Source organism: Streptacidiphilus sp. PAMC 29251, from assembly GCF_054208735.2.
Map to the genome: position 1 here is coordinate 9,940,815 of NZ_CM135725.2, position 19,786 is coordinate 9,960,600.

The 19,786-nt window shown below is 72.0% G+C and carries 19 protein-coding genes; 6 read left to right on the forward strand and 13 right to left on the reverse strand.

Going from position 1 to position 19,786, the window contains the following annotated elements; genetic code table 11:
* The first annotated feature begins 4 nt into the window (after positions 1-4).
* The 4 genes from ACXKR8_RS47485 to ACXKR8_RS47500 are packed head-to-tail and all read left to right on the forward strand — an operon-like array spanning position 5 to position 5,938.
* A complete protein-coding gene (locus ACXKR8_RS47485) occupies positions 5-3,958 on the forward strand; it encodes an amino acid adenylation domain-containing protein (RefSeq protein ID WP_462100739.1) in 3,954 nt (1,317 codons plus the stop codon).
* A 29-nt stretch (positions 3,959-3,987) separates the two neighbouring features.
* On the forward strand, positions 3,988-4,191 hold the full coding sequence (locus tag ACXKR8_RS47490; protein ID WP_458270750.1) for an MbtH family protein: 204 nt from the start codon (positions 3,988-3,990) through the stop codon (positions 4,189-4,191).
* A gap of 20 nt (positions 4,192-4,211) precedes the next feature.
* Positions 4,212-4,724: a GNAT family N-acetyltransferase gene (locus ACXKR8_RS47495; RefSeq protein WP_458270751.1), complete on the forward strand. Its 513-nt coding sequence runs from the start codon at positions 4,212-4,214 to the stop codon at positions 4,722-4,724.
* A complete protein-coding gene (locus ACXKR8_RS47500; RefSeq protein WP_458270752.1) occupies positions 4,721-5,938 on the forward strand; it encodes an MFS transporter in 1,218 nt (405 codons plus the stop codon). Before ACXKR8_RS47495 ends, ACXKR8_RS47500 begins: the two co-directional genes overlap by 4 nt.
* Here the strand turns inward: ACXKR8_RS47500 and ACXKR8_RS47505 are convergent.
* Together ACXKR8_RS47505 and ACXKR8_RS47510 are read right to left on the reverse strand one after the other, a co-directional pair.
* Positions 5,935-6,321: a hypothetical protein gene (locus ACXKR8_RS47505; protein ID WP_458270753.1), complete on the reverse strand. Its 387-nt coding sequence runs from the start codon at positions 6,319-6,321 to the stop codon at positions 5,935-5,937. The genes ACXKR8_RS47500 and ACXKR8_RS47505 overlap by 4 nt on opposite strands.
* 122 nt (positions 6,322-6,443) lie before the next feature.
* Positions 6,444-6,797, reverse strand: a complete 354-nt coding sequence (locus tag ACXKR8_RS47510; RefSeq protein WP_458270754.1) for an STAS domain-containing protein — start codon at positions 6,795-6,797, stop codon at positions 6,444-6,446.
* 203 nt (positions 6,798-7,000) lie between these two features.
* On the opposite strand from ACXKR8_RS47510, the gene ACXKR8_RS47515 reads away from it, so the two are divergent.
* Positions 7,001-7,408: an ATP-binding protein gene (locus ACXKR8_RS47515; protein WP_458270755.1), complete on the forward strand. Its 408-nt coding sequence runs from the start codon at positions 7,001-7,003 to the stop codon at positions 7,406-7,408.
* Here ACXKR8_RS47515 and ACXKR8_RS47520 read toward each other — a convergent pair.
* Together ACXKR8_RS47520 and ACXKR8_RS47525 are read right to left on the reverse strand one after the other, a co-directional pair.
* The gene (locus ACXKR8_RS47520) at positions 7,401-7,616 is read right to left on the reverse strand and encodes a hypothetical protein (protein WP_458270756.1); all 216 of its coding nucleotides are present in this window, start codon (positions 7,614-7,616) and stop codon (positions 7,401-7,403) included. The genes ACXKR8_RS47515 and ACXKR8_RS47520 overlap by 8 nt on opposite strands.
* Positions 7,617-7,644: 28 nt before the next feature.
* On the reverse strand, positions 7,645-8,643 hold the full coding sequence (locus ACXKR8_RS47525; RefSeq protein ID WP_458270757.1) for a hypothetical protein: 999 nt from the start codon (positions 8,641-8,643) through the stop codon (positions 7,645-7,647).
* Between the two features lie 102 nt (positions 8,644-8,745).
* Here ACXKR8_RS47525 and ACXKR8_RS47530 point away from each other — a divergent pair, with 102 nt between their 5' ends.
* Positions 8,746-9,126: a VOC family protein gene (locus ACXKR8_RS47530; RefSeq protein WP_458270758.1), complete on the forward strand. Its 381-nt coding sequence runs from the start codon at positions 8,746-8,748 to the stop codon at positions 9,124-9,126.
* 38 nt (positions 9,127-9,164) lie between these two features.
* Here ACXKR8_RS47530 and ACXKR8_RS47535 read toward each other — a convergent pair whose 3' ends face one another.
* From ACXKR8_RS47535 to ACXKR8_RS47575, 9 genes are all read right to left on the reverse strand, one after another.
* Positions 9,165-9,824, reverse strand: coding sequence for an HAD family hydrolase (locus ACXKR8_RS47535; RefSeq protein WP_458270759.1), 660 nt, complete (start codon positions 9,822-9,824; stop codon positions 9,165-9,167).
* A 46-nt stretch (positions 9,825-9,870) separates the two neighbouring features.
* Positions 9,871-12,711 carry a penicillin acylase family protein gene (locus ACXKR8_RS47540; RefSeq protein ID WP_458270760.1) on the reverse strand — a complete coding sequence of 947 codons (2,841 nt, stop codon included), beginning with the start codon at positions 12,709-12,711 and terminating at the stop codon, positions 9,871-9,873.
* Positions 12,712-12,925: 214 nt separating this feature from the next.
* Positions 12,926-14,473: a pyridoxal phosphate-dependent decarboxylase family protein gene (locus ACXKR8_RS47545; protein WP_458270761.1), complete on the reverse strand. Its 1,548-nt coding sequence runs from the start codon at positions 14,471-14,473 to the stop codon at positions 12,926-12,928.
* Positions 14,474-14,554: 81 nt separating this feature from the next.
* The gene (locus tag ACXKR8_RS47550) at positions 14,555-15,127 is read right to left on the reverse strand and encodes a YbhB/YbcL family Raf kinase inhibitor-like protein (RefSeq protein ID WP_458270762.1); all 573 of its coding nucleotides are present in this window, start codon (positions 15,125-15,127) and stop codon (positions 14,555-14,557) included.
* On the reverse strand, positions 15,124-15,690 hold the full coding sequence (locus ACXKR8_RS47555; RefSeq protein ID WP_458270763.1) for an isochorismatase family protein: 567 nt from the start codon (positions 15,688-15,690) through the stop codon (positions 15,124-15,126). The genes ACXKR8_RS47550 and ACXKR8_RS47555 overlap by 4 nt, the downstream gene beginning before the upstream one ends.
* Positions 15,687-17,492, reverse strand: coding sequence for an MFS transporter (locus ACXKR8_RS47560; RefSeq protein ID WP_458270764.1), 1,806 nt, complete (start codon positions 17,490-17,492; stop codon positions 15,687-15,689). Before ACXKR8_RS47560 ends, ACXKR8_RS47555 begins: the two co-directional genes overlap by 4 nt.
* Positions 17,493-17,523: 31 nt before the next feature.
* Complete coding sequence (locus tag ACXKR8_RS47565) at positions 17,524-17,964, reverse strand: MarR family winged helix-turn-helix transcriptional regulator (RefSeq protein WP_458270765.1); 441 nt, start codon at positions 17,962-17,964, stop codon at positions 17,524-17,526.
* Positions 17,957-18,202: a hypothetical protein gene (locus ACXKR8_RS47570; protein ID WP_458270766.1), complete on the reverse strand. Its 246-nt coding sequence runs from the start codon at positions 18,200-18,202 to the stop codon at positions 17,957-17,959. Before ACXKR8_RS47570 ends, ACXKR8_RS47565 begins: the two co-directional genes overlap by 8 nt.
* Positions 18,203-18,414: 212 nt before the next feature.
* Positions 18,415-19,212, reverse strand: a complete 798-nt coding sequence (locus ACXKR8_RS47575) for a DUF4253 domain-containing protein (protein WP_458270767.1) — start codon at positions 19,210-19,212, stop codon at positions 18,415-18,417.
* Between the last annotated feature and the right edge of the window lie 574 nt (positions 19,213-19,786).

Here is a 19,786-nt window from a genome sequence, read left to right on the forward strand (position 1 = left end):
GCCGGTGCAGTACGCCGACTATGCGCACTGGCAGCGGGGGGTCGGCGGCAGCGAAACGGACAAGCAGCTTGTCTATTGGCGGAAACAGCTGAGTGGCACCGAGCCGCTGCGGCTGCCCACCGACCGGCCCCGTCCCGCCGTGCGCACCAGCAACGGCGGCACCGCCCGGCTGGAGCTGCCGGCCCGGACCGCCCGCCGCCTGGCCCGGGTCGGCCAGGACCGGGGAGCCACCCTGTTCACCACCCTGGTCGCCGTCGCCCAGGCCTACCTGGCCCGACTCAGCGGCGACGCGGACATCGCCGTCGGCACCGTCACCGCCGGCCGCGACCGGCCCGAGACCCAGCACCTGATCGGGTTCTTCGTCAACACCCTGGTGCTGCGCTCGCGGGTCGAGACAGGACAGCCCTTCACCGAGTTCCTCGACGACGTGCGGCAGACCGTGCTGGACGCCTTCGCGCACCAGGATGTGCCGTTCGAACGGGTGGTGGACGAGCTGCACCCGGTCCGCGACACCAGTCGCAGTCCGCTGTTCCAGGTCATGGTCGTGCTGCAGAACACCCCCGCGGTCGAACCCGATCTGCCGGGCCTCGCCGTCACCGAGGTCGAGTCCGCGCTGGAGCAGGCGGCCTTCGACCTCACCCTGGAGTTCGCCGAGACGGACGCGGGCGCGCTGCGCGGCCTGATCACCTACAACACCGACCTGTTCGACCCGGCCACGGCCGAGCGGATGGCCGAGCAGCTCGGCACCCTGTTGGCCGCCGTCGCGGAGGATCCCGGACGCCCCCTCGGCGCCTTGCCGCTCACCGACGACGATGAGCTGAAGGCCCTGCTGGACCAGGCCCAGGGCGGCTTCCGGCCGGTGCCCGAGGCCACCCTGCCGCAGCTGTTCGAGCGGCAGGCAGCCCGGACCCCCGACGCGGTGGCACTGGCGGACGGCGACCGGGAGCTGACCTACGCGGAGCTGGACCGGGCGGCCAACCGGCTGGCCCACCGCCTGATGGCCCGCGGCGTGGGACCGGAACGGCTGGTGGCCCTGGCACTGCCCCGCACGGCGGCGGCGGTGGTGGCGCAGCTCGCCGTCACCAAGGCCGGCGGCGCCTTCCTCCCGGTGGACCCGGACTATCCCTTGCGGCGCAGGGAGTTCCTGGTCCGCGACGCGGGCGCCCACCTGGTGCTCGACGACCCGGCCGAGGTCTGGCTCGCGGAGGGCCCGGAGACCGCACCCACTGACGCCGACCGCATCGCCCCGCTGCTGACCGCCCACCCCGCCTATGTCATCTACACCTCAGGATCGACCGGCACCCCCAAGGGCGTGGTGGTGACCCACCGCGGGCTGGCGAGCTTCGCCGCGGCCGCCGCCGAGCAGTACGCCGCCGGACCCGGCGACCGGGTGCTGCAGTTCGCCTCGCCCAGCTTCGACGCCTCCGTGCTGGAACTGTGCGTCTCGCTGCTCAGCGGGGCCGCGCTGGTCACCGGCGAGGAGGGGCCGCTGGTCGGGGAGCGGCTGGCCGAGGTGCTCGCCGACCGGCGGATCAGCCACACGCTGATCCCCCCGGCGGTGCTGGCCACCGTGGAGCCCGGGACGGCCGACGCGCTGCCCGCACTGCGCACCCTGATCGTCGGCGCCGAGGCCTGCCCGGCCGAGCTGGCCGACACCTGGGCACCCGGCCGCAGGATGGTCAACTCCTACGGTCCCACCGAGGCCACGGTGGTGGCGACCTGGACCGGCCCGCTGGCCAAGGGCGCGGGCACCCCGCCGATCGGCCGCCCCTCCGGCGCCACCCGCTGCTACGTCCTCGACACCGCGCTGCGACCCGTCCCGCCCGGGGTGCCGGGGGAGCTGTACCTGGCCGGGCCCGGCCTCGCCCGCGGCTACCTGGGCCGCCCGGGCCTGACCGCCCAGCGGTTCCTCGCCGACCCGTTCGGGGCGCCGGGCGCGCGCATGTACCGCACCGGCGACCTGGTGCGCCGGCACGCCGACGGCGACCTGCGCTTCGTCGGACGCGCGGACGACCAGATCAAGCTGCGCGGGTTCCGGATCGAGCCGGGCGAGATCGAGAGCGCGCTGCGCCGCAGCCCCCTGGTGCGCGACGCGGTCGTCGTCCTGCGCACCGACCGGGCCGGGTCCGCCCGCCTGGTGGCCTATGCGGTCCCCGCCGACGCATCCGCCGACCCCGTCCAGGAACGGCTGCCGGTCGCGGAACTACGCGGCTTCCTGGCTGGTCTCCTGCCGCCGCACCTGGTCCCGTCGCTGTTCGTGCCGATGGAACGACTGCCGCTCACCCCGAGCGGCAAGACCGACCGCCGGGCCCTGCCCGAACCCGGTCCCGGCCTCGGGCAGACCGCCGCCGGGCCCCGGGCCGAGCCGCGGACCGACACCGAACGCCGGGTGGCCCGGGTCTGGGCCGATGTGCTGGGCATCGAGGAGATCGGCGCCGAGGACAACTTCTTCGTGCTCGGCGGCGACTCCATCCTGAGCATGCAGGTGGTGTCCAGGCTGCGCCGCGACGGCCTGCAGTTGGCGACCCGGGACCTGTTCACCCATCAGACCCTGGCCGAGCTGGCCGCGGTCGTGCGGGTGGTCGCCGAGGGCGGCGACGAGGGGCCGGTTACCGGGGAGGTGCCGATGACACCCATTCAGGAGTGGTTCCTGACCACCCCGCGCGCCGCCCACCACCACTTCAACCAGTCCACCCTGCTGGAACTCACCAGGCCTCCCGATCCGCAGGCCCTCGCCGCCGCGCTGGACGCCCTGCTGGAGCACCACGACGCCCTGCGCATGCGGTTCACCCGGGACCAGGACGGCTGGCACCAGTTCAACCCGCCGCCGGCCCGCACCGGCGACGTCCTGGTCCGCCACGACCTGACCGGGCAGTCCGCAGAGGAGGCCGACGCGGCCATGGCCAAGGCCGCCGACGAGCTGCACGCCGGCTTCGACCTGGCCCGGGGACCGCTGCTGCGGGCGGCCCTGTTCGCCGGCGATCCAGACCGGCCGGTGTACCTGCTCCTGGTCGCCCACCACCTGGTCGTCGACGCCGTCTCCTGGCGGGTGCTGCGCGACGACCTGGAGCGTGCCTACCAGCAGGCCGTGCGGGGCGGACCGGTCACCCTCGGGGAGCGCGGCACCTCGTTCCGGGAGTGGTCGCACAAGCTCGCGGCCCATGTCGCCGAAGGCGGCCTGGACCACGAACTCCCCTACTGGGAGCAGGCGGTGGCCGCCGAGTCGGGCCCGCCCGAGCAGCCTGCGGGTCCGGATCCGACCGAGACCGCGGCGGTCACCGTCGAAACTGGGGGAGGAGGACACCGAGGCCCTGCTCCGCGCCGCGCCGACGGCCTACCGGACCCGGGTCAACGACGTGCTGCTGGCCGCACTCGCCCTGGCGCTGGCCCGATGGACCGGCCAGCAGCGGGTCCGGCTGGACCTGGAGGGACACGGCCGCGAGGAGGTGGTCGACGGGGTGGACCTGTCCCGCACCGTCGGCTGGTTCACCACGGTCCACCCGGTGCCCCTCCAGGTGCCCGATCCCCAGGAACTCGACGCGGGCCGCGACTGGCGCGCCCTGGTGAAGTCGGTGCGGCGCCAGCTGCGCGCGGTGCCAGGGAACGGACTGGGCTTCGGCGCCCTGCGCACCTTCGGCCCGCCCGAGGTCCGCGAACGCCTCGGGCCGCCGCGCACAGCCAGGTGGTCTTCAACTACCTCGGCCAGTGGGACGGCCCCGCGGGGGCCGCCGGCGACGGCCTGGTGCGGGCCGAGCACGGCTCCTTCGGCCAGGATCACGACCCCGGGGACGGCGGCTCCCACCTGGTGGAGGTGGTGGGCGCGGTGCAGGACGGCCGACTGGCCTTCACCTGGCACCACCGCCCCGCCGTCCACGACACAGCCACCGTGCGCCGGGTGGCCGAGGAGTTCGCTGAGGCCCTGCGCCACATCGCCCGGCATGCCCGCGGCACCCGATGAGGAATCAAACAACGACAAAGGAGCCAGACATGGACGAGAACACCCGCTACCAGGTGCTGCGCAACGACGAGGAGCAGTACTCACTGTGGCCGGTCGACATCGAGGTCCCCGCGGGCTGGCAGCCCGTCGACAAGGAGGGCACCGAGGCGGAGTGCTCCGCCTACGTCGACGAGGTCTGGACCGACATGCGTCCGCGGAGCCTTCGCGAGCGCATGGAGAACACCGGAGCCTGACCCTCTCGGAGGTAACCGCCATGACCCCTGTTCTGCGCACCGAGCACCTGGAGTTCATCCCGTACCGCGCCGAGGACGAGGACGTCTTCGTCGCCCTGCTGCGCAACGAGGAGGTGTGCCGCTGGATGGGCCAGGAACGCTCGCCCGAGGCGGAGATCCGCACGCTGTTCCGCGCGATCCAGACCGATGTGTACCCCAAGCAGCTGTTCGACGTCTGGGGCCTGTGGCTGGACGGCGTCTACGCGGGCCACGCGGAGGTGAAGAAGACCGGCAACGTCGACGGCCATGAACTCATCACCGCGCTCGCCCCGGAGTTCTGGGGCCGCGGCCTGGGCACCGAGGTGGGTCGCGGCCTGCTGCGCCACGCGGCCGAGAACCTCGGCCTCAAGGAGGTCTACGGGATGGTGGGCGCGGAGAACACCGCCAGCCTGGCGGCGTGCCGAAGGCTGGGCTTCCGGCATCTGCGCGACGTGGTCGCCGACGACGGTTCGGTGACGAAGATGCTGGTCGTCTCGACGACGGAGCCGGAGTGACGCAGCCGCCCGGCCTGTGGCGCAACCGTTCCTTCAACCTGCTCTGGACCGGTCAGTGCCTCTCCGACCTGGGCAGCGCCATGTCCGACCTGGCGCTGCCGCTGCTGGTGTTCCAGCTGACCGGGTCACCGGCGCAGGCCGGTCTGGTCGGCACGGCCGGCCTCGTCGTCGCGACCGCCTGCCGGCTGCCGGCCGGCGTCCTCGTCGACCGCTTCGACCGACGGCTGCTGATGATCGTCTGCGACGCCTTCCGGCTGGTCGCGTACGCGGTCCTCGGCTGTGCGGTGGTGGCGGGTGCGGCCGGCCCGGCGGTGATCCTGGCCGTGGTGGCCGGTGGCGCCGCCGCGACGGCCGTCTTCAGTACCGCCGAACACGCCGCGGTCCGCAGCCTGGTGCGCCAGGACCAGATCTTCGGTGCCGTCGCCCGCAACGAGGCGCGGGCGTACGGCACTTCGCTGGCCGGGCCGCCGTTGGGGGGCCTGCTGTTCGGGCTCGGCCGGGCGCTGCCGTTCTTCGGCAACGCCCTGAGCTTCCTGCTGTCGCTGGGGGCCGTCCTCAGCATTCGCCAACCCCTGCAACAGCCCCGACCGGACCCGGCCACGGCCGAGGCCGCGGGCGGGGGCGGGGGTTGGTGGCAGGGCCTGCGGTTCGTCCTCGGCAATCCGTTCCTCCGCGCCCTGCTGGTGGTCGCCGCCCCGCTCAACATGGCCTTCACCGGCATGATCTTCGCGGTGATCATCTCACTGCGGCGCTCCGGGCTGTCGCCGGTCCTGGTCGGCCTGGTCAGCATGATCTTCGGCCTGGGCGGCCTGCTCGGGGCTTTCGCTGCCCCGGCCCTGCAGCGCCGGCTGAGGCTGCCGACGCTGATCGTGGTGATCTGCTGGTCCGCCGCCGCGCTGATGGCGGTCGCCGTGCTGGTGTCCGACAGCATCGTGACCGCGGTGCCCCTGGCCGCCGCCGTGTTCCTCGGCCCCAGCGCCAACGCCGCCCTCTTCGGCTACCAGGCGGCCGTCACCCCGGACCACCTGCAGGGCCGGGTGGTCAGCGTGATCCTGCTGGCCGCCACCTCGGCGGCCGCGCTGGCGCCGGCCCTGGCCGGAGTGCTGCTGGCCCACGTCGCCGGGCGCACGGCGCTGCTGGCCTTCCCCCTGCTGGTCACCGCCGCCGCGCTGGCGGCCAGCTTCAGCCGCGGCATCAGAACCATGTCGGGCTAGTCGGACGGCGCGGCGATCGACACGGTGTCGCCGGCGGTCACGGCGAAGGCGCCGGACGAGCCGGAGGCCACCGTACCGCTGTGCGCCACCGAGCCTGCCGGGGTCTTCTCGGTCAGGGTGACGGTCTTGTCGGTGAGGTTGGTGACGGCGAACCGGGTGGCCCCGGCCTGGACGCCGTCGCCCTGTTCGGCGATCCCGGGGAGGAACAGGTACGTCTGCAGGGAGACCAGGTTGCCCGTGCTTCCCTCCTGGAGGATCAGCACGTCCCCGGTGGCCGCGACCGCCGGACCCGCCGCGGCCACCGCCCCGCCGGCGCCCGCCAGTAACGCGACGGCGGCCAGCACCATGGTGCGGCGTCTGCCTCTGCCGTTCCTCGTGCCCATGGGTGTTCCCCTTCCGGTGGTGTCGGTGCGGGCCCACAGTCTCGTGGCCTCGGAGGCACCCGGTAAGGGGCGTGCGGGGGCGCACACATGCGTCCGGACGGCGCTGGCGCCCACGGCACCCTTCAGCCGGGGACACTGTCCAGGGCGAGGGCGACGGTGGGATACATGGTGATGACCGCGTCCACGCCGATGATCTCCAGGACCCCCTGGACCCGCGGCGTCGTGGCGGCCAGCGCGAGGGACCCGTTGTCCTGTCCGGCACAGCCCAGGGCGCGGATGAGCGTGTTGATGCCGCAGGAGTCACAGAAGGTGACAGCGGCCATGTCCAGGACCAGGTGCCGGGCCCCGTCCTGGACCAGGGCGGCCAGCGCCTGTTCCAGCGCGGGGCTGGTGTCGTAGTCCATGGCACCGCTGACCTGGACCACAGCCCACGCGCCGGCGCGCTGCTGAACAGTGAAGGACAGTTCGGGGGACATGAGGGGAGCGCTCCCACAGGTGAGGTCGGATCGGACCTCCAAGGATCGCGGACGACAGGGGTCCGGGGCCAGCGCGCTGACCGACCAGTAGGTAAGGGTTCCACTCTGTGGACTGTTCCTGTGTAGGAGCATTGAGGCGGGCGACCGGGGCAGATGCACGGTCCGGCACCATTTCCGGCACAAACCGATCACGGGGACCAGCAATGGACCACCAACCCCCGCCCGCGCAGACCACCTTCCACCTGGACGGCGCTCCCGGCAGCACCACCGCGGCACGCCACCACGCCGAGGGCTTCCTGGAGCGGTTGCGCCCCCCGCTACCGCAGGTGCTGGTGCAGGACGCGGTGCTGGCCGTGAGCGAACTCGTCTCCAACGCGGTCCGCCACGCGCCCGGGCCCTGTGCCCTGGACCTGCTGCGCCAGGACCACCGCCTGGTCATCGCGGTCACCGACACCAGCCCCGAACCGCCGGTGCTCCGGGAACCGGACCTGGCGGGCGGGAACGGTGGCTTCGGGATGAACCTGCTGAACCGCGTGGCTGAAGAGACCACCGTGCGCACCCATCGCGACGGGAAGACCGTCACCATCACCCTGAGCACGGCCTTCAGCTGACCGGGGTGCGGCCGGTCGCCTTGCGGAGGTAGAGCGCGTCGTCCCAGGGGAGGGGTACGGGTCGGCCCAGGAGGCTGTCCAGGGTTCGGCGTGCTTCGCTGAGCCCCAGCTCGGAAGGGCCCGGCGCGTCGGGCAGGGACCGGGTCAGGTCAAGATGGTGGATCGTCGCCTCGACGGCGAGGGTGCGCAGCAGGTCGGCCGTGGTCACCGCCGCCGCATACCGTCGGGCTGCCGGTTCAGGACGGCGTCTGCAGCGACCATTCCCCGCCCTCGGGCAGGTGCACCAGCAGCCAGCCGGCTGCGGGGACGGCGAGCTCCTTGGTTCCGTCGCCGAGTCCGTAGATCCAGTCGGTGCCGTCGCGGCTGGCGCGGGTCGGCGAGCGGTATTTCACCTGCCAGGTGCCGGTGGTCCTGACCTGGACGGTGACGGTGGTGCGGCCGCCGCTGTGCACCAGCACCTCGTGCGGGTTCCGGCCGTGGGCCACTCCCTCGAGCGGCAGCGCCTCAGCGATCGGCAGGAAGCGCACCGACCAGCGGCAGGCGCCCTCGATGTTCAGCAGTTCCACCTTGAGATGGGTGGTCGAGTCGTCGATCAAGTGCCGGCCGCGGTAGGCCTTCTGGAAGTTCACCAGGGCCTGCCCGGTCTCGAGCTGCCTCGCCGTCCGGGTCACCGGGTGGACGAAGAAGTTGCCGTTGCCCTTGAAGCTGATCTCGGCGATGGTGGGGCGCCCCGGCTCCGGCCGGTCCACCAGCACCTCGAACGTTCCGGCGGCGGTTCCCGCGTGCAGGAAGCGGTCGGCGTCCGCCCGCACCGCCGGCGCCGGGGCGAGTGACCCCTCCAGCGCCTCGATCGGGATCGGCCGGTGCTCGATCCGGGCCGACAGCCGGACCAGCGCGGCCCGACCCTGGTCCAGGGCCCGGGCGATCCGCGGCTCCTCGCCGACCGGAAGCAGCTTCGCCCGGTCGTAGGCGTCCAGGGCGGCCTGGTAGTCGGCGAGCATGGCCTCGGTCACCGCGGCCGCGGCCGGGTCGAAGTCCAGATGCTCCAGTTCCTCGCCGAAGGCGGTGACGGCCTCGTCCACGCGCGTCGTACCCCGGTCCGCGCCGCGCGGACGCCGACCACCGCCACCGCCACCGGGGCCGACCGCGGGGCGCGCGGGTCGACGGTCCAGCAGCCGGGTCAGGGCGAAGGTCACCACGCAGCCCGCGAGAAACGCCGCCACCAAGCCGATCATGTGCGGCCTCCGAAGCCGTGCCGAGGTGCTCGAACGCGTGCACGCTACCGTGCCTGCGGCCCGGCCGCCCGGAAGTTGACCCAGACCGATACCGTGCAGGGCATGCATCGGAGCCGTGTCTACGCCCTGCTGATCGACACCCCCGCGGCCGAGGCCGCCCGGGCGACGTCCTTCTGGTCCGCCGCTCTGGGCGTCGCGGCCCGACCGGACCCCCGCGAACCGCAGTTCACCGTCCTGCCGCAGGCGCTGCCGGGGCTGGCCACCATCGTCCAGTCGGTCGATGACGAACCTCGCTTCCACCTCGACATGGAGACCGACGACGTCGAGGCCGAGACCGCCCGCCTGCTCGCCCTGGGCGCCACGCAGGTGTCGCAGTGGCTGGACTGCCGGGTCCTGCGCGCGCCCGGCGGCCACCTGGTGTGCGTCGTGCCGGTCCACAGCGACCCCGGCGTCTTCGAGGCCCGAGCCACCACCTGGACCTGACACCACCTGGACCTGACACCACGGCAGGTTGCAGCGGGTCAGTTCCGGGCCTGCCACGCCCGGAGGGCGGGGATCACCGTGCGCAGGTCGTCGCCGTCCACGGCGGTCGAGGCCGCCGCCCGTGCTGCCGGGGTGGCGTTGAAGGCGATGCTCAGGCCCGCCGCGGCAAACAGCGGGAGGTCGGAGCGGCTGTCCCCCACGGCGGCGCAGCGGGTCGGGTCGACGCCGCCCTCCCGGGCCTGGCGCAGGGCGAAGTCGCGCTTGTCGTACTCGTCGAAATCCCGGCGCACGCGTCCGGTGTAGCGGCCCGAGGAGACCTCCAACTCGGCCCCGCAGAAAGCCCGGAAGCCGAACCGCTCGGCGATGTGCCGTCCGACCGGGTCCCAGGCGAGGGTGGCGAGCACCGGCGCCAGCGCCTGCTCGCGGCACCAGGCGACGGTCTCGGCGATGCCGTCGACCAGCGGCAGGTCCACGAGCCAGCCGCGGACCTGCTCCTCGCCGTGGCCGGTCCACCCCTCGGCATCGGTCACGGACACCTGCTGGTTCGTCAGCTGCCCCGCCGCATAGGCGTCCTCGGCCACCATGAGAGCCCGCTGGTGGCCGAGGAACCCGGCCAGGAACACCGAGGAACTGGTCCCGGGGACAAGCGTCCCGTCCACGTCGAAGAAGACGAACCCGGCCGTGTCTGCAGTGGTCACCGCCCCATGATCGCACCGCAGCCGCCCACGCCCGTACCGCAGGCGCCTATCGGTGCGAGGTGTACTGCACGACCTGCTGGTACGTCGGCCGGTTCTGCCAGTTGCTTGCAGCGTCGGTGACCCCGCCCAGCGGCCGCTGGACGATCGAGTCGGCACACCACTGGTCGCCCGCCGAACAGCCGCTGTCGCCGGGGTAGACCTGGGCCGGAGTCTCGGCCGCGGCCTGCTGCAGGGAGGTCAGCAGTACCTGTCGGCACTGGGCCAGGACCCCGCCGCCGCAGTAGGGCTGCGCCAGGCCGCCGGCGACCGGGTCGCCGAGGACGGAGCGCAGGTCCTTGTCGGTGTAGGACCACCACCCGTACTGGAACGAGGAACCCTTGTGCGGGATGGACTCATTGGCGTCCGCCGTGCCGCTCACCGGCCCGGTCTGGCCACCGGAGGGGGACTCGTTGATCTGCAGCGCGCCGGTCATGGCGGTGAACAGGTCGGACCCCATGCCGGGGCCGAACTCGGCCTGGACCAGCAGCGGCCACCAGGCGTCGAAGATCCGCACCGCGTCGGCGTCGGCGTAGGTGTGGCTGCCGGGCGAGGTCTCCCGCCGCTGCGCGCCGTGCTGCAGCCAGGCCTGCAACTGCTGCACCACCGCGGCCTGGGCCGGATCGGTGACCGGGGCGCTCTGCAGCACCCGCAGCAGCAGCGGCAGTTCGTCCTGGCCGCGGAGGTCGGTGACGGCGGCGTTCTCCATGGCCTGCACCAGTGAGGCCCGGCTGATTTTCTGACCACTCGTCACCAGGGCCTTGACCCGGGAGTCGAGCAGGTTGGCGCGGTGGACCGAGCCGTCGCCGAAGCCGGCCGCGGCGTAGTCGTCGGCCTGCTTGTTGTTCCAGGAGACGTAGTAGTCCTGGTCGATGCTCTGCGGGTGCTGCGCCGGCGGGGTGTAGTCGGCGGTGTAGGCGGCGGGGTCCAACCCCAGCCAGGCGTACTGGGGTTGGGCGAGGACGGGCAGGTCCGGCGCGACGTCGGCCGGGCGCACCGGGTTGTATCCCGAGTTGTAGTAGGCGGTGTGCGCGTCGTCGGCGTAGAACCAGTTGAAGGTGTAGCCGATGTGCTGGACGGCCTGTTGGAAGGTCTGCGGCGAGTCGACGGCGCCGGGGTCGTCGAGCATCTGGAAGCCGATGATGGAATCGACCTCGTGCATGTAGGTGGAGCGCAGCGAGGTGTAGGCGACGGGGGCGCCGCCGATTGTGGCGCGGGCGGTGACCAGGCCGTACGCGGTCCGGTACATGATCAGCTTGTAGGAGCCGGCGGCGGTGGAGTCGGCAAGCGTGGGGCCCCAGGAGTCGTCGCGTTCCAGGGCCTGCATGGGTGTGCAACTGCCCTGGTAGAGGTAGCCGGTCGAGGCCTTGGTGGCGGGTGTGCCGTCGGTGTTGCACAGGGTCACCGCGTAGGTGTCGGTGATGTCCTGGCTGGCGGAGGTGGCGCTCCAGGAGTAGTCCTGGCCGCGGCCCAGCTCGACGTAGAAGCTGAGGCCGGCGAAGGCGGCGCCCCTGGCGCTGATGCCGGGGCCCTGGATCTCCTCCAGCATGAGCAACTGGGGGGCGAAGTAGCCGGTCTGCGGCCCGAACACGGCCGCGGGGTGGCCGTCGTCGGTGTACTTTCCGGACACCACCAGGGCGTTGGACATGCCGTGCTTGGCGGTGAGCAGGTCGCCCGGCAGCACGCCGTTGTCGAACACGCCCTGCAGCGGCTTCAGCGCCGCCGGGGCCTTGACCGCCGCGCGGGCGTTGCTGACGGCGCTGCCGGTGGGGTCGTAGACGAGCTGCTGGGCGGTCACCGAGCCGGGGTCGGGCATGGCGGTGCCCTGGGGATCGGCGGGGTCCTGGGCGTAGGGGAAGCTCTGGCCCTGGTGCAGGGTCTGCACGGCCTCGGGGTCCTCGCGTTCGCGGAAGGAGTTCCAGACCCGGTCGCCCTGGGCGGTGCCGTACTTGGCCTCGGCGGCTTCCTTGACCAGCGCGGACTGCACTTCGCCGCCGCCGCCGGAGCCGAACAGCGCGCCGATCACCGAGGCCAGCGCCACCAGGTCGGTGAGTTTGAAGGGCTGGATGGCGCCGGCGTTGGTGATGGCGTTGATCTGGCCGGTGAGGTCGTACTCGCCGGGGAAGGTACGGGAGTTGTACGCACGGGAGATGTACTGGTTGATGCCGTCGACGTAGGCCTGGGCGTCGCTGAGCGCCTGCTGTCCCCGGGCGCCCTGGCCGGCGATGGAGTCGATCTGCTGCTGGAGTTCGGCCTCGGTGTAGGGAGCCGCCTGCCAGAAGCTCTGCTCCAGCTGCCGGTTGGCGGCCGCGCCGCCGGCGAAGCTGCTGAGCTGGCCCCGGCCGACGTGTCGGAACAGGTCCATCACCCACAGCCGGTCCTGGGCCGCGGCGTAGCCTGCGCCGTACTCGGTGCCGTAGCGGGTGGTGCCGGTGATGTGCGGGACCCCGGTGGCCTTGTCGCGGACGATGGTGACGTCGGCCCGGGGGTGGATGGTGCTGGCGACCTGGTCGGCCGGGACGCCGAAGGAGGCGTCGTCGAAGAAGCTGCCGAGGCTCGCGTCGGTCAGGCCGGTGTAGCCGTCGACCAGGCTTGCGTAGGGGCCGAGCTGGTCGTCGGTGTGGGCGGGACGGGTGCCGAGCACGCGGTTGGCGAGGATGTCGGCGAGGGTGGCGTTGCCGTTCTCGCCCGGCGGCAGGATGTCGTTGCACTGGCCTTGGCAGTAGTCGTCGGCGGCGTAGGCGCGGTGCGCGGCGGCACCGACCGAGCTGGGCGGCAGCCCGATGGCACAGGCTGTGGCCAGGGCCGCGACCACCGCGGCGGTTCTGATTCGGGACGTGCGTCGTCGCATGGAGCGCTCCTCCCATGGATGAGTCCAATTGACGTTACGTCAGTTACTGACTGGTTGGTAAGGCTCATGACAAGACTGTTCTCGGAGGCCGGATCCTCCGCTGGGATGACGGCCTGGTGTTCGGCCTCGCCGCGCCCGGCTTCCCACGCGTCCGGTCCCGGACGTAGCCCGGGACCGGTCTGCGCGGCGGCGGCCAAGGACCTCCTGTCCGCCCTCAGCCGCCCAGGTACGGGCTGTAGAGGGCGGACAGGAAGCGGGTGACGATGACCTCGCGGGTCGCCGGCGGGAGGGCGTCGAGGAGGCGGTTGACCGGGGCCATCCGGGCCGCGTTGTCGCCGGCCAGGTCGACGCCCGCGGCGGGGAGAAGGGCCGCGAAGGAGGCGTTGTCGAGCTGGGTGAGGTCCACCTGCCCGAGCAACTCGACGATGTCGGCCGGGGGCGTCGGGGGTCCGAGCGGGCGGACCAGGTCGACGCACTCGCGGAGGACGGCGAGCAGCTCCTCGACGCCGGGTTCGCTGACGCCGGTCAGGGTCAGGTGCAGATTGGCGGGCAGGCCGTCCAGGCTGAGCTGGGGCTGCAGGAAGAAGCCCCGGGCGCGGGTCTCGTCGGCGAGGGCGAAGAGGTCGAGCGGGGTGGCGTCGGCCGGGTCGGCGCCGATGGCGACGAGAGTGGCCTCGGGGGAGCCGAGGACGGTGAGGCCGTCGACGGCCTCCACGCCGGCGATCAGTCGGCGGGTCGCGGCGAGGGCGGCGCGGCCCAGCTCGCGGTAGCCGTCGGCGCCGAGGGCCTGCATCGTGGCCCAGGCCCCGGCCAGCGGTCCGGCCCCTTTACTGCTCTGGATGGTGGAGTTGACGACGCTGTAGCCGGGCCAGGCGGCGCAGGCGTAGTAGGCGTGCAGGCGCATCGCCTCCTCGCGGAACAGCAGCACCGAGGCGCCCTTGGGCGCGTACCCGAACTTGTGCAGGTCGCAGGAGAGGGAGGTGACCCCGGGGACGGAGAAGTCGAAGGCGGGGACCGGCGCGCCGGCCTCGGCGAGCCAGGGCAGCAGCCAGCCGCCGACGCAGGCGTCGACATGGCAGGGGATGCCGCGGGCGGCGGCCTCGGCGGCGATCTCGGCGACCGGGTCGATGACGCCATGGGCGTAGGAGGGGGCGGAGGCGACGACGAGAGCAGTGCTCTCGTTGCAGAGCGCTGCTATCGCGGCGGGGTCGGCCCGAAAGGTGGTCGGGTCGACGGGTGCGCTGCGGACGGTGACCCGCAGATACTGGCCGGCCTTGTGGAAGGCCGCGTGGGCGGTGACCGGGACGACGATCTCCGGGGCGAGGATGTCCGGACGGGCGTCCCGGGCGGCCTTCACCGCGAGGATGATCGACTCGGTGCCGCCGCTGGTGAAGATGCCCGGGGTGGTGTCGTCACCGCCCAGGCGGGTGGCGGTGGCGCCGACGACCTGGCGTTCCAGGGCGACGATGCTGGGGAAGGCGGTCGGGTCCAGGCCGTTGACCTCCATCATCGCCAGATAGGCCCGCTCGGCGGCGTCGCGGACCTCGGGGCGGCCGCTGTCGTAGACATAGGCGGTGGTCCGGCCGCCCCGGGTCGGCAGGTCGGCGGCGGTGAGGACGGCGAGGTCGGCCAGGAGGTCGGCGCCGGACCGGCCGTTCTCGGGCAGACCGGGGTGGGCGGGGCGGGTGGCCGTGGTGGCCGGATGGATCGGAGCGGAGGTGCCGAAGCCGGTGGCGTCCGGGGCGGCGCTGGAGTCGTTCATGGTGGGGGAGCGTACCGGGGGTGGAGGGGGAGCCCGGGCCCGCGGTGGCCGGCCCGACCACCGTACTGGTCTGCCGTCGTGTCAGCGTTCGAAGACCCCGGTCAGTCGGCCGCGGGCGAGGACGGGTGCGGTGACGGCGGGCAGCAGGGCGCGGGGCCGCGCCCGGTCCGGGGGCGTTGCGTCGGGGGCGCCGGCCACCGGGGTGGCGAGGGCGAACAGCTGGAAGACGTAGCGGTGCGGCCCATGGCCCTTGATCGGCGCGGGGCCGTGGTAGCCGCGCCCGATGGTGGACCTCAGCGGCCGCACTCCAGCGGCAGGCTGCCGCGCGGCGAGGGCGCCGGGCTCCAGGGGCCCGGAGGCCGGGTCGACCAGGGCGACGCAGTGCACGGCGGGCTTGGCCAGGGGGACGTCGATGTCCTCGACAACCAGCAGCAGTTGCGCGGTGCCGGGCGGCGGCGGGCCCCAGGACAGTTGGGGGGACCGGTCGAGGCCGCCGATGGTCTTCGCGCACTGCTCCAGCGGTATGGCCTCGCCGTCGCCGAAGTGGCGGCTGGTGAGCGTCAGCAGCTCGGGGCCCTGCAGGTTGGGCAGGTTCCAGGCGGTGTGGGTCTCGCCTGCCCTGCGGTTGTTGAGGAGTCGGCCGAGCAGCGTCATCGGGTTGCCTCGACCAGGTCGATGACCTCGGCGGTGGTGGCGGTTTCGCCGAGCTTGGGGAAGACGCGTTCGATGCTGTGGCGGTGGGAGTCGGCGTCGGGGTCGGTCATGGCGTCGGTGGCCAGGACCACGTGGTAGCCGTAGTCGGAGGCCGAGCGCGCGGTCGACTCGACGCCCGCGCTGGTCGAGATGCCGGCGAGCACGAGCTGGGTGACGCCCAGGTCCCGCAGCAGGGTGTCGAGTCCGGTGTCGTGGAACGCGCTGCGCCGCCGCTTGGTGATCAGGTGGTCGGTCGGCTGAACCTCGAGTTCGTCGATCAGGTCGGCCCAGCCGTCCGGCAGCGCGCTGCCACCGCCGGACCATCCGGCCTCGGTGCGGCCCGGGGCGCGTCCGGTGACATTGACCAGCACCACGGGCAGGTGGTGCCGCCGGAACTCGGCGGCCAGCTGGGTCGCCTGTTTCACGACGGCGGTGACGGAGGGGTCGGTGTGGGCCGAGACGATGCCCTTCTGCAGGTCGATCACGACGAGGGCGGACGTGGGGTCGATCGTGGTCAGCGTCATGCTTGTTCTCCTGTGGCTTGTTCTGCAGTGGCTTGTTCTGCTGTGGAGGTCGGCTGGTTGCCGGCGTCGGCGGCGGCCGGCTGCGGTCCTGGAGCCTTGGCGGCGGTGCCGCCCCCGCGCAGCAGGGAGGCGATCGCGGCGAGCAGGGCGAGGGCGGCGCCGAAGGCGAACACGATGACCAGGCCGGAGTGGAACGGCCCGGAGATCAGTTGCGGGAAGAACTCGCGTCCGGTCAGGGCCTGTTGTTGCGCCGCCGTCAGCTGGGTCAGCACGCCGCTGGGCTGGAGCAGGTGCTGGATCGGATTGACGCCCAGTTGGGCGGCGAACAGCGACGAGACCGGGGGGAGTCCGGCGACCTGGGCGGCCACATGGGCCGGCACGCCCTGCTGTTGCAGGCCGGCGGTGAGGGTCTGCGGGAGGCTGTTGGCCAGTCCCGCGATCATCAGGGAGAAGAACACCCCGATGGAGACGGCGGTGCCGGAGTTCTGGAAGGTGGCGCGCATGCCGGAGGCCACCCCGCGCAGATGGCTCGGCACGCTGCCCATGATCGAGGAGGAGTTGGGCGAGGCGAACATGCCGCTGGCTATCCCGTTGAGTGCGATCAGCACCGCGAAGACCCAGTAGCTGAAGTCGATCGGCAGCAGCATCAGGCCCAGGAAGCTGGCGCCGAACAGCAGCGCGCCGCCGGTGGCCAGGCCCCGCGAGCCGAGCCGGTCGGACAGGTAGCCGGAGACGGGTCCGGCGGCCAGGAACCCGGCGGTCAGCGGCAGCATGAAGATGCCCGCCCACAGCGGCGTGGCGTTGTAGTCGTAGCCGTGCAGCGGCAGCCAGATCCCCTGCAGCCAGATGATCAGCACGAACTGCATCCCGCCGCGGCCGATCGAGATGGCCAGGCCCGCCAGATTGCCGAAGGTGAAGGCCCGCAGCCGGAACAGGCTGAGCTGGATCATCGGCGCGGCGATCCGGTTCTCGATGGCCACGAACACCGCCAGCAGGACCAGTCCGCCGCCGATCAGCCCGTCCACCAGCGGGTTGGTCCAGCCCATGGTGTGTCCGCCGTAGGGCTGCAGACCGAAGGTGACCGCGATCAGGACCGCGCTCAGCCCCACCGCGAAGGTGATGTTGCCCCACCAGTCGATCCGGCCGCCGCCGCGCTGCCCGGTCTCGCGCAGCGTGCGGTAGGCCCACACCGTGAAGAAGACGCCGACCGGCACATTCACCCAGAACACCGCGCGCCAGTCCCAGGCCGACAGCAGACCGCCGGCCACCAGGCCGATGAACATCCCGCCCAGTCCGGCGACCTGGTTGATGCCGAGCGCGAAGCCGCGCTGCTCCTTGGGGAAGGCGTCGGTCAGGATCGCGGCCGAGTTCGCCATCAGCATTGCCCCGCCGACGGCCTGCAGCACCCGCCAGCCGATCAGCCACATGGCTCCGTGGCCGCCGTCGAAGGGGTCGAAGGAGAGCAGGATCGAGGCGAAGGTGAAGACCGCGAACCCGGAGTTGTAGATGCGGACCCGGCCGTACATGTCGCCCAGGCGGCCCACGGTGACCACCAGGACGGCCTGGACCAGCCGGTAGCCCATGATCATCCACAGCAGGTAGGCGATGTTGCCCGGGGCCAGCGGGTCCAGGTGCACGCCCCGGAAGATCGCCGGCAGGGCGATCAGCACGATGGAGCCGTCCAGCGCCGACATGAAGACCGCTGCGGTGGTGTTGGTCAGCGCCGTCCATTTGTACCGATCGCCGACCGGACGGTCACCGGCCGGACGGTCGCCAGCGCGGATGATGGGATGACCGGACATCAGATTGCCCCCTTGTTTGGTGGTCCTGGCATCAGATGTTCTGGGCCAACCGCTCCAGCAGCGGTGCGGCCGACGCGAGCTGCTCCAGCTCCGCCGGGGTGAAGGTGCCGCCGGTCAGCGCCCGGGCGATGAGTTCGGCCCGCGCGTTGCGCTTGTTCTTCAGCGCCTGCCGACCGGCGTCGGTCACCGTCAGCACCACCCGCCGGCCGTCATGGGGATCCGGGCGGCGTTCGACCAGGCCACGGCCTCGCAGTGCGCCGAGGGTCGCCCCCATCGCCTGGGCGGTGATCTGCACCTCCCGGGCCAGTGCCGAGGAGGTGGTCGGGCCCGAGCGGTCCAGGTGGGACAGGGCGGTCCGCTCGGGCATGGTCAGCCCGCCCTCGACGGGTACCTGGCGCACCCGTCGCACCAGCACGCTGAGACTCGTCAGCAGGGCTGCGGCGACGTCGCCGGGGTCCAGATCATCATCCATATGATAAGGCTACCTTATCAACCTGCCTTAGTGAATTCCGCCGCCGCTGCGAGGGGGCGCAGACCTTCTCGCAGAGATCGTCGATGGCGCCCTGCAGCTGCTCGTCGGCGGGGAGGACGAGTTCGGCGCTCGCGCCCACATGCGCGGAGGCGGCTCCGACGGCGCAGGCGATGTCGGCGTGCGGCGGGGTGATCACCCGGGAGACGCCGGAGTACGGCCAGCCCGGGATGAACGGCAACGTGCACTGGTACTGCTGCGGTAACCCGCTCGAAGGCCGCGCTCTACTCGACAGCGTGATCCGAGCCATGTCGCCTCGCGGAGGCCGCGAACTCCGCAAGATCGTCGGAAGGCTTGACGCCCGCATGGGCCCGGCCTACCCAGCCACAGACTGGCGAAGATGAAGAACAAGCTCAGCTTGTTCTTCAACCTCTGGTCCCAGTTCCGAGGCGTTCAATCCCACCAGAAGGACCAGAGGTGGGTGCCGATGAGGGATTCGGCATAGCGGGGGAAGGGCGTTCCGTCGTTGATGTTGTCCGCACCGGTCAGGACGTGTTCCAGGGCGATGTGTGTGGCGTGGGCGAGTACCTGGGGTGGGCGGGCGACGGATACGTAGACCATCGCGCCTTGGATGGCGACAACGCGGGTGCCGAAGCGTCCCTCCCAGCTGCGGAGCATGGTGCACAGGGAAGCGCGTGGCGCATCGGCAGGCCAGCCCATGACTGCTGGGATGTCGCCGCTGTGGGCGGCCGGCACGAGGGCGAGGTGAGCGTCCTTGAGGCCGTGGTGACTGGCCGTCAGCTTCTCGATGACCAGTTGCGCGGTGTCGTCCGGATCGCTGATGCCGGTAGCGACTCCGGCTGGGGCCAGCCCCGGACATCGGTCATAGGGGGGTCCGGGATCATCCTCCCAGTCCATCAAGCCCTCGGGAGGCTGGTACGGCTGGTACGGCTCAGCCTGCTGGCGTAGCTGCAGTGCGCGGTAGGAGCACCAGGTCGCCTCCAGGTCGGCATCCAGTTGGCTTTCCGATACATCGTCGGGGAATTGGGGCTGATGGGGGTCGCTGGGCCAGGAGTAGAGCACGGGTCGCAGACCGGTGTCCTGCACCTGCTTCTGGCATCGCGCCCACCAGGCGGCGGGGTCGGGGATCGGAGTGTCGGAGAGCCAGAGAACCGGTGATGCACTGGGCGTAACTCGCCCTGGGGGAAGATCCGCTGCAAGGCGGAAGCCGCTCGTATCGCTGAATTCCATGGGGCGAGAGTAGGGGCCGCCCCTGACAGGTGTGATCCCGGTCGTCCGCGGGCCGGCTCGGCAACTGCCCGCAGTCCTCTCGTTCGGCGGACAGCAGAGCGGTTTAGCGTGATCATGTGCTTTGCGAGTACCCATGATCACCGACAAAGGCCGTCTGGATGAGTGATCGCGACGATGCCGATCGCGTCGAGTCCCTGTCGGTGTTGTCCTGCTTCCGGCAGGACTTCTACGACTGCCTGACCACCCGCAGGGACAGCTTTTTGAGCTGACCGGTGCGCTGCTGTGTGCCGACGGCCGGTCAGATCGTTGGTCGACCTGACGCTGACGGCAGAGCACCTGGTGGCCACGGCGCCCTGTACGACGCGCTGAACTGCGGGCGGATCGAGGTGGACCGGCTGCGCGCGGAACTGGCGGCCCTGCCGGTGCCCCCGCACGCAGGACGGCCGGATCGTGCTCGCGGTGGACGTCTCGCCATGGCTGCGCTCGGACGCGCCGAATAGCCTTGACCGCCGGCCTGTGCACCCGAACCCAACCGGCCCGGCCCCGGCAGACCGCTCGGCTCCAAGAACCAGCA

What these genes read in the sequence shown, in the direction of transcription:
- ACXKR8_RS47505 (WP_458270753.1), bottom strand. Translation starts at nt 6,321, where the DNA reads ATGGGCACGAGGAACGGCAGAGGCAGACGCCGCACCATGGTGCTGGCC.
- ACXKR8_RS47525 (WP_458270757.1), bottom strand. Translation starts at nt 8,643, where the DNA reads ATGATCGGCTTGGTGGCGGCGTTTCTCGCGGGCTGCGTGGTGACCTTC.
- ACXKR8_RS47495 (WP_458270751.1), top strand. Translation starts at nt 4,212, where the DNA reads ATGACCCCTGTTCTGCGCACCGAGCACCTGGAGTTCATCCCGTACCGC.
- ACXKR8_RS47510 (WP_458270754.1), bottom strand. Translation starts at nt 6,797, where the DNA reads ATGTCCCCCGAACTGTCCTTCACTGTTCAGCAGCGCGCCGGCGCGTGG.
- ACXKR8_RS47490 (WP_458270750.1), top strand. Translation starts at nt 3,988, where the DNA reads ATGGACGAGAACACCCGCTACCAGGTGCTGCGCAACGACGAGGAGCAG.
- ACXKR8_RS47540 (WP_458270760.1), bottom strand. Translation starts at nt 12,711, where the DNA reads ATGCGACGACGCACGTCCCGAATCAGAACCGCCGCGGTGGTCGCGGCC.
- ACXKR8_RS47565 (WP_458270765.1), bottom strand. Translation starts at nt 17,964, where the DNA reads ATGGATGATGATCTGGACCCCGGCGACGTCGCCGCAGCCCTGCTGACG.
- ACXKR8_RS47545 (WP_458270761.1), bottom strand. Translation starts at nt 14,473, where the DNA reads ATGAACGACTCCAGCGCCGCCCCGGACGCCACCGGCTTCGGCACCTCC.
- ACXKR8_RS47515 (WP_458270755.1), top strand. Translation starts at nt 7,001, where the DNA reads ATGGACCACCAACCCCCGCCCGCGCAGACCACCTTCCACCTGGACGGC.
- ACXKR8_RS47575 (WP_458270767.1), bottom strand. Translation starts at nt 19,212, where the DNA reads ATGGAATTCAGCGATACGAGCGGCTTCCGCCTTGCAGCGGATCTTCCC.
- ACXKR8_RS47550 (WP_458270762.1), bottom strand. Translation starts at nt 15,127, where the DNA reads ATGACGCTGCTCGGCCGACTCCTCAACAACCGCAGGGCAGGCGAGACC.
- ACXKR8_RS47530 (WP_458270758.1), top strand. Translation starts at nt 8,746, where the DNA reads ATGCATCGGAGCCGTGTCTACGCCCTGCTGATCGACACCCCCGCGGCC.
- ACXKR8_RS47560 (WP_458270764.1), bottom strand. Translation starts at nt 17,492, where the DNA reads ATGTCCGGTCATCCCATCATCCGCGCTGGCGACCGTCCGGCCGGTGAC.
- ACXKR8_RS47555 (WP_458270763.1), bottom strand. Translation starts at nt 15,690, where the DNA reads ATGACGCTGACCACGATCGACCCCACGTCCGCCCTCGTCGTGATCGAC.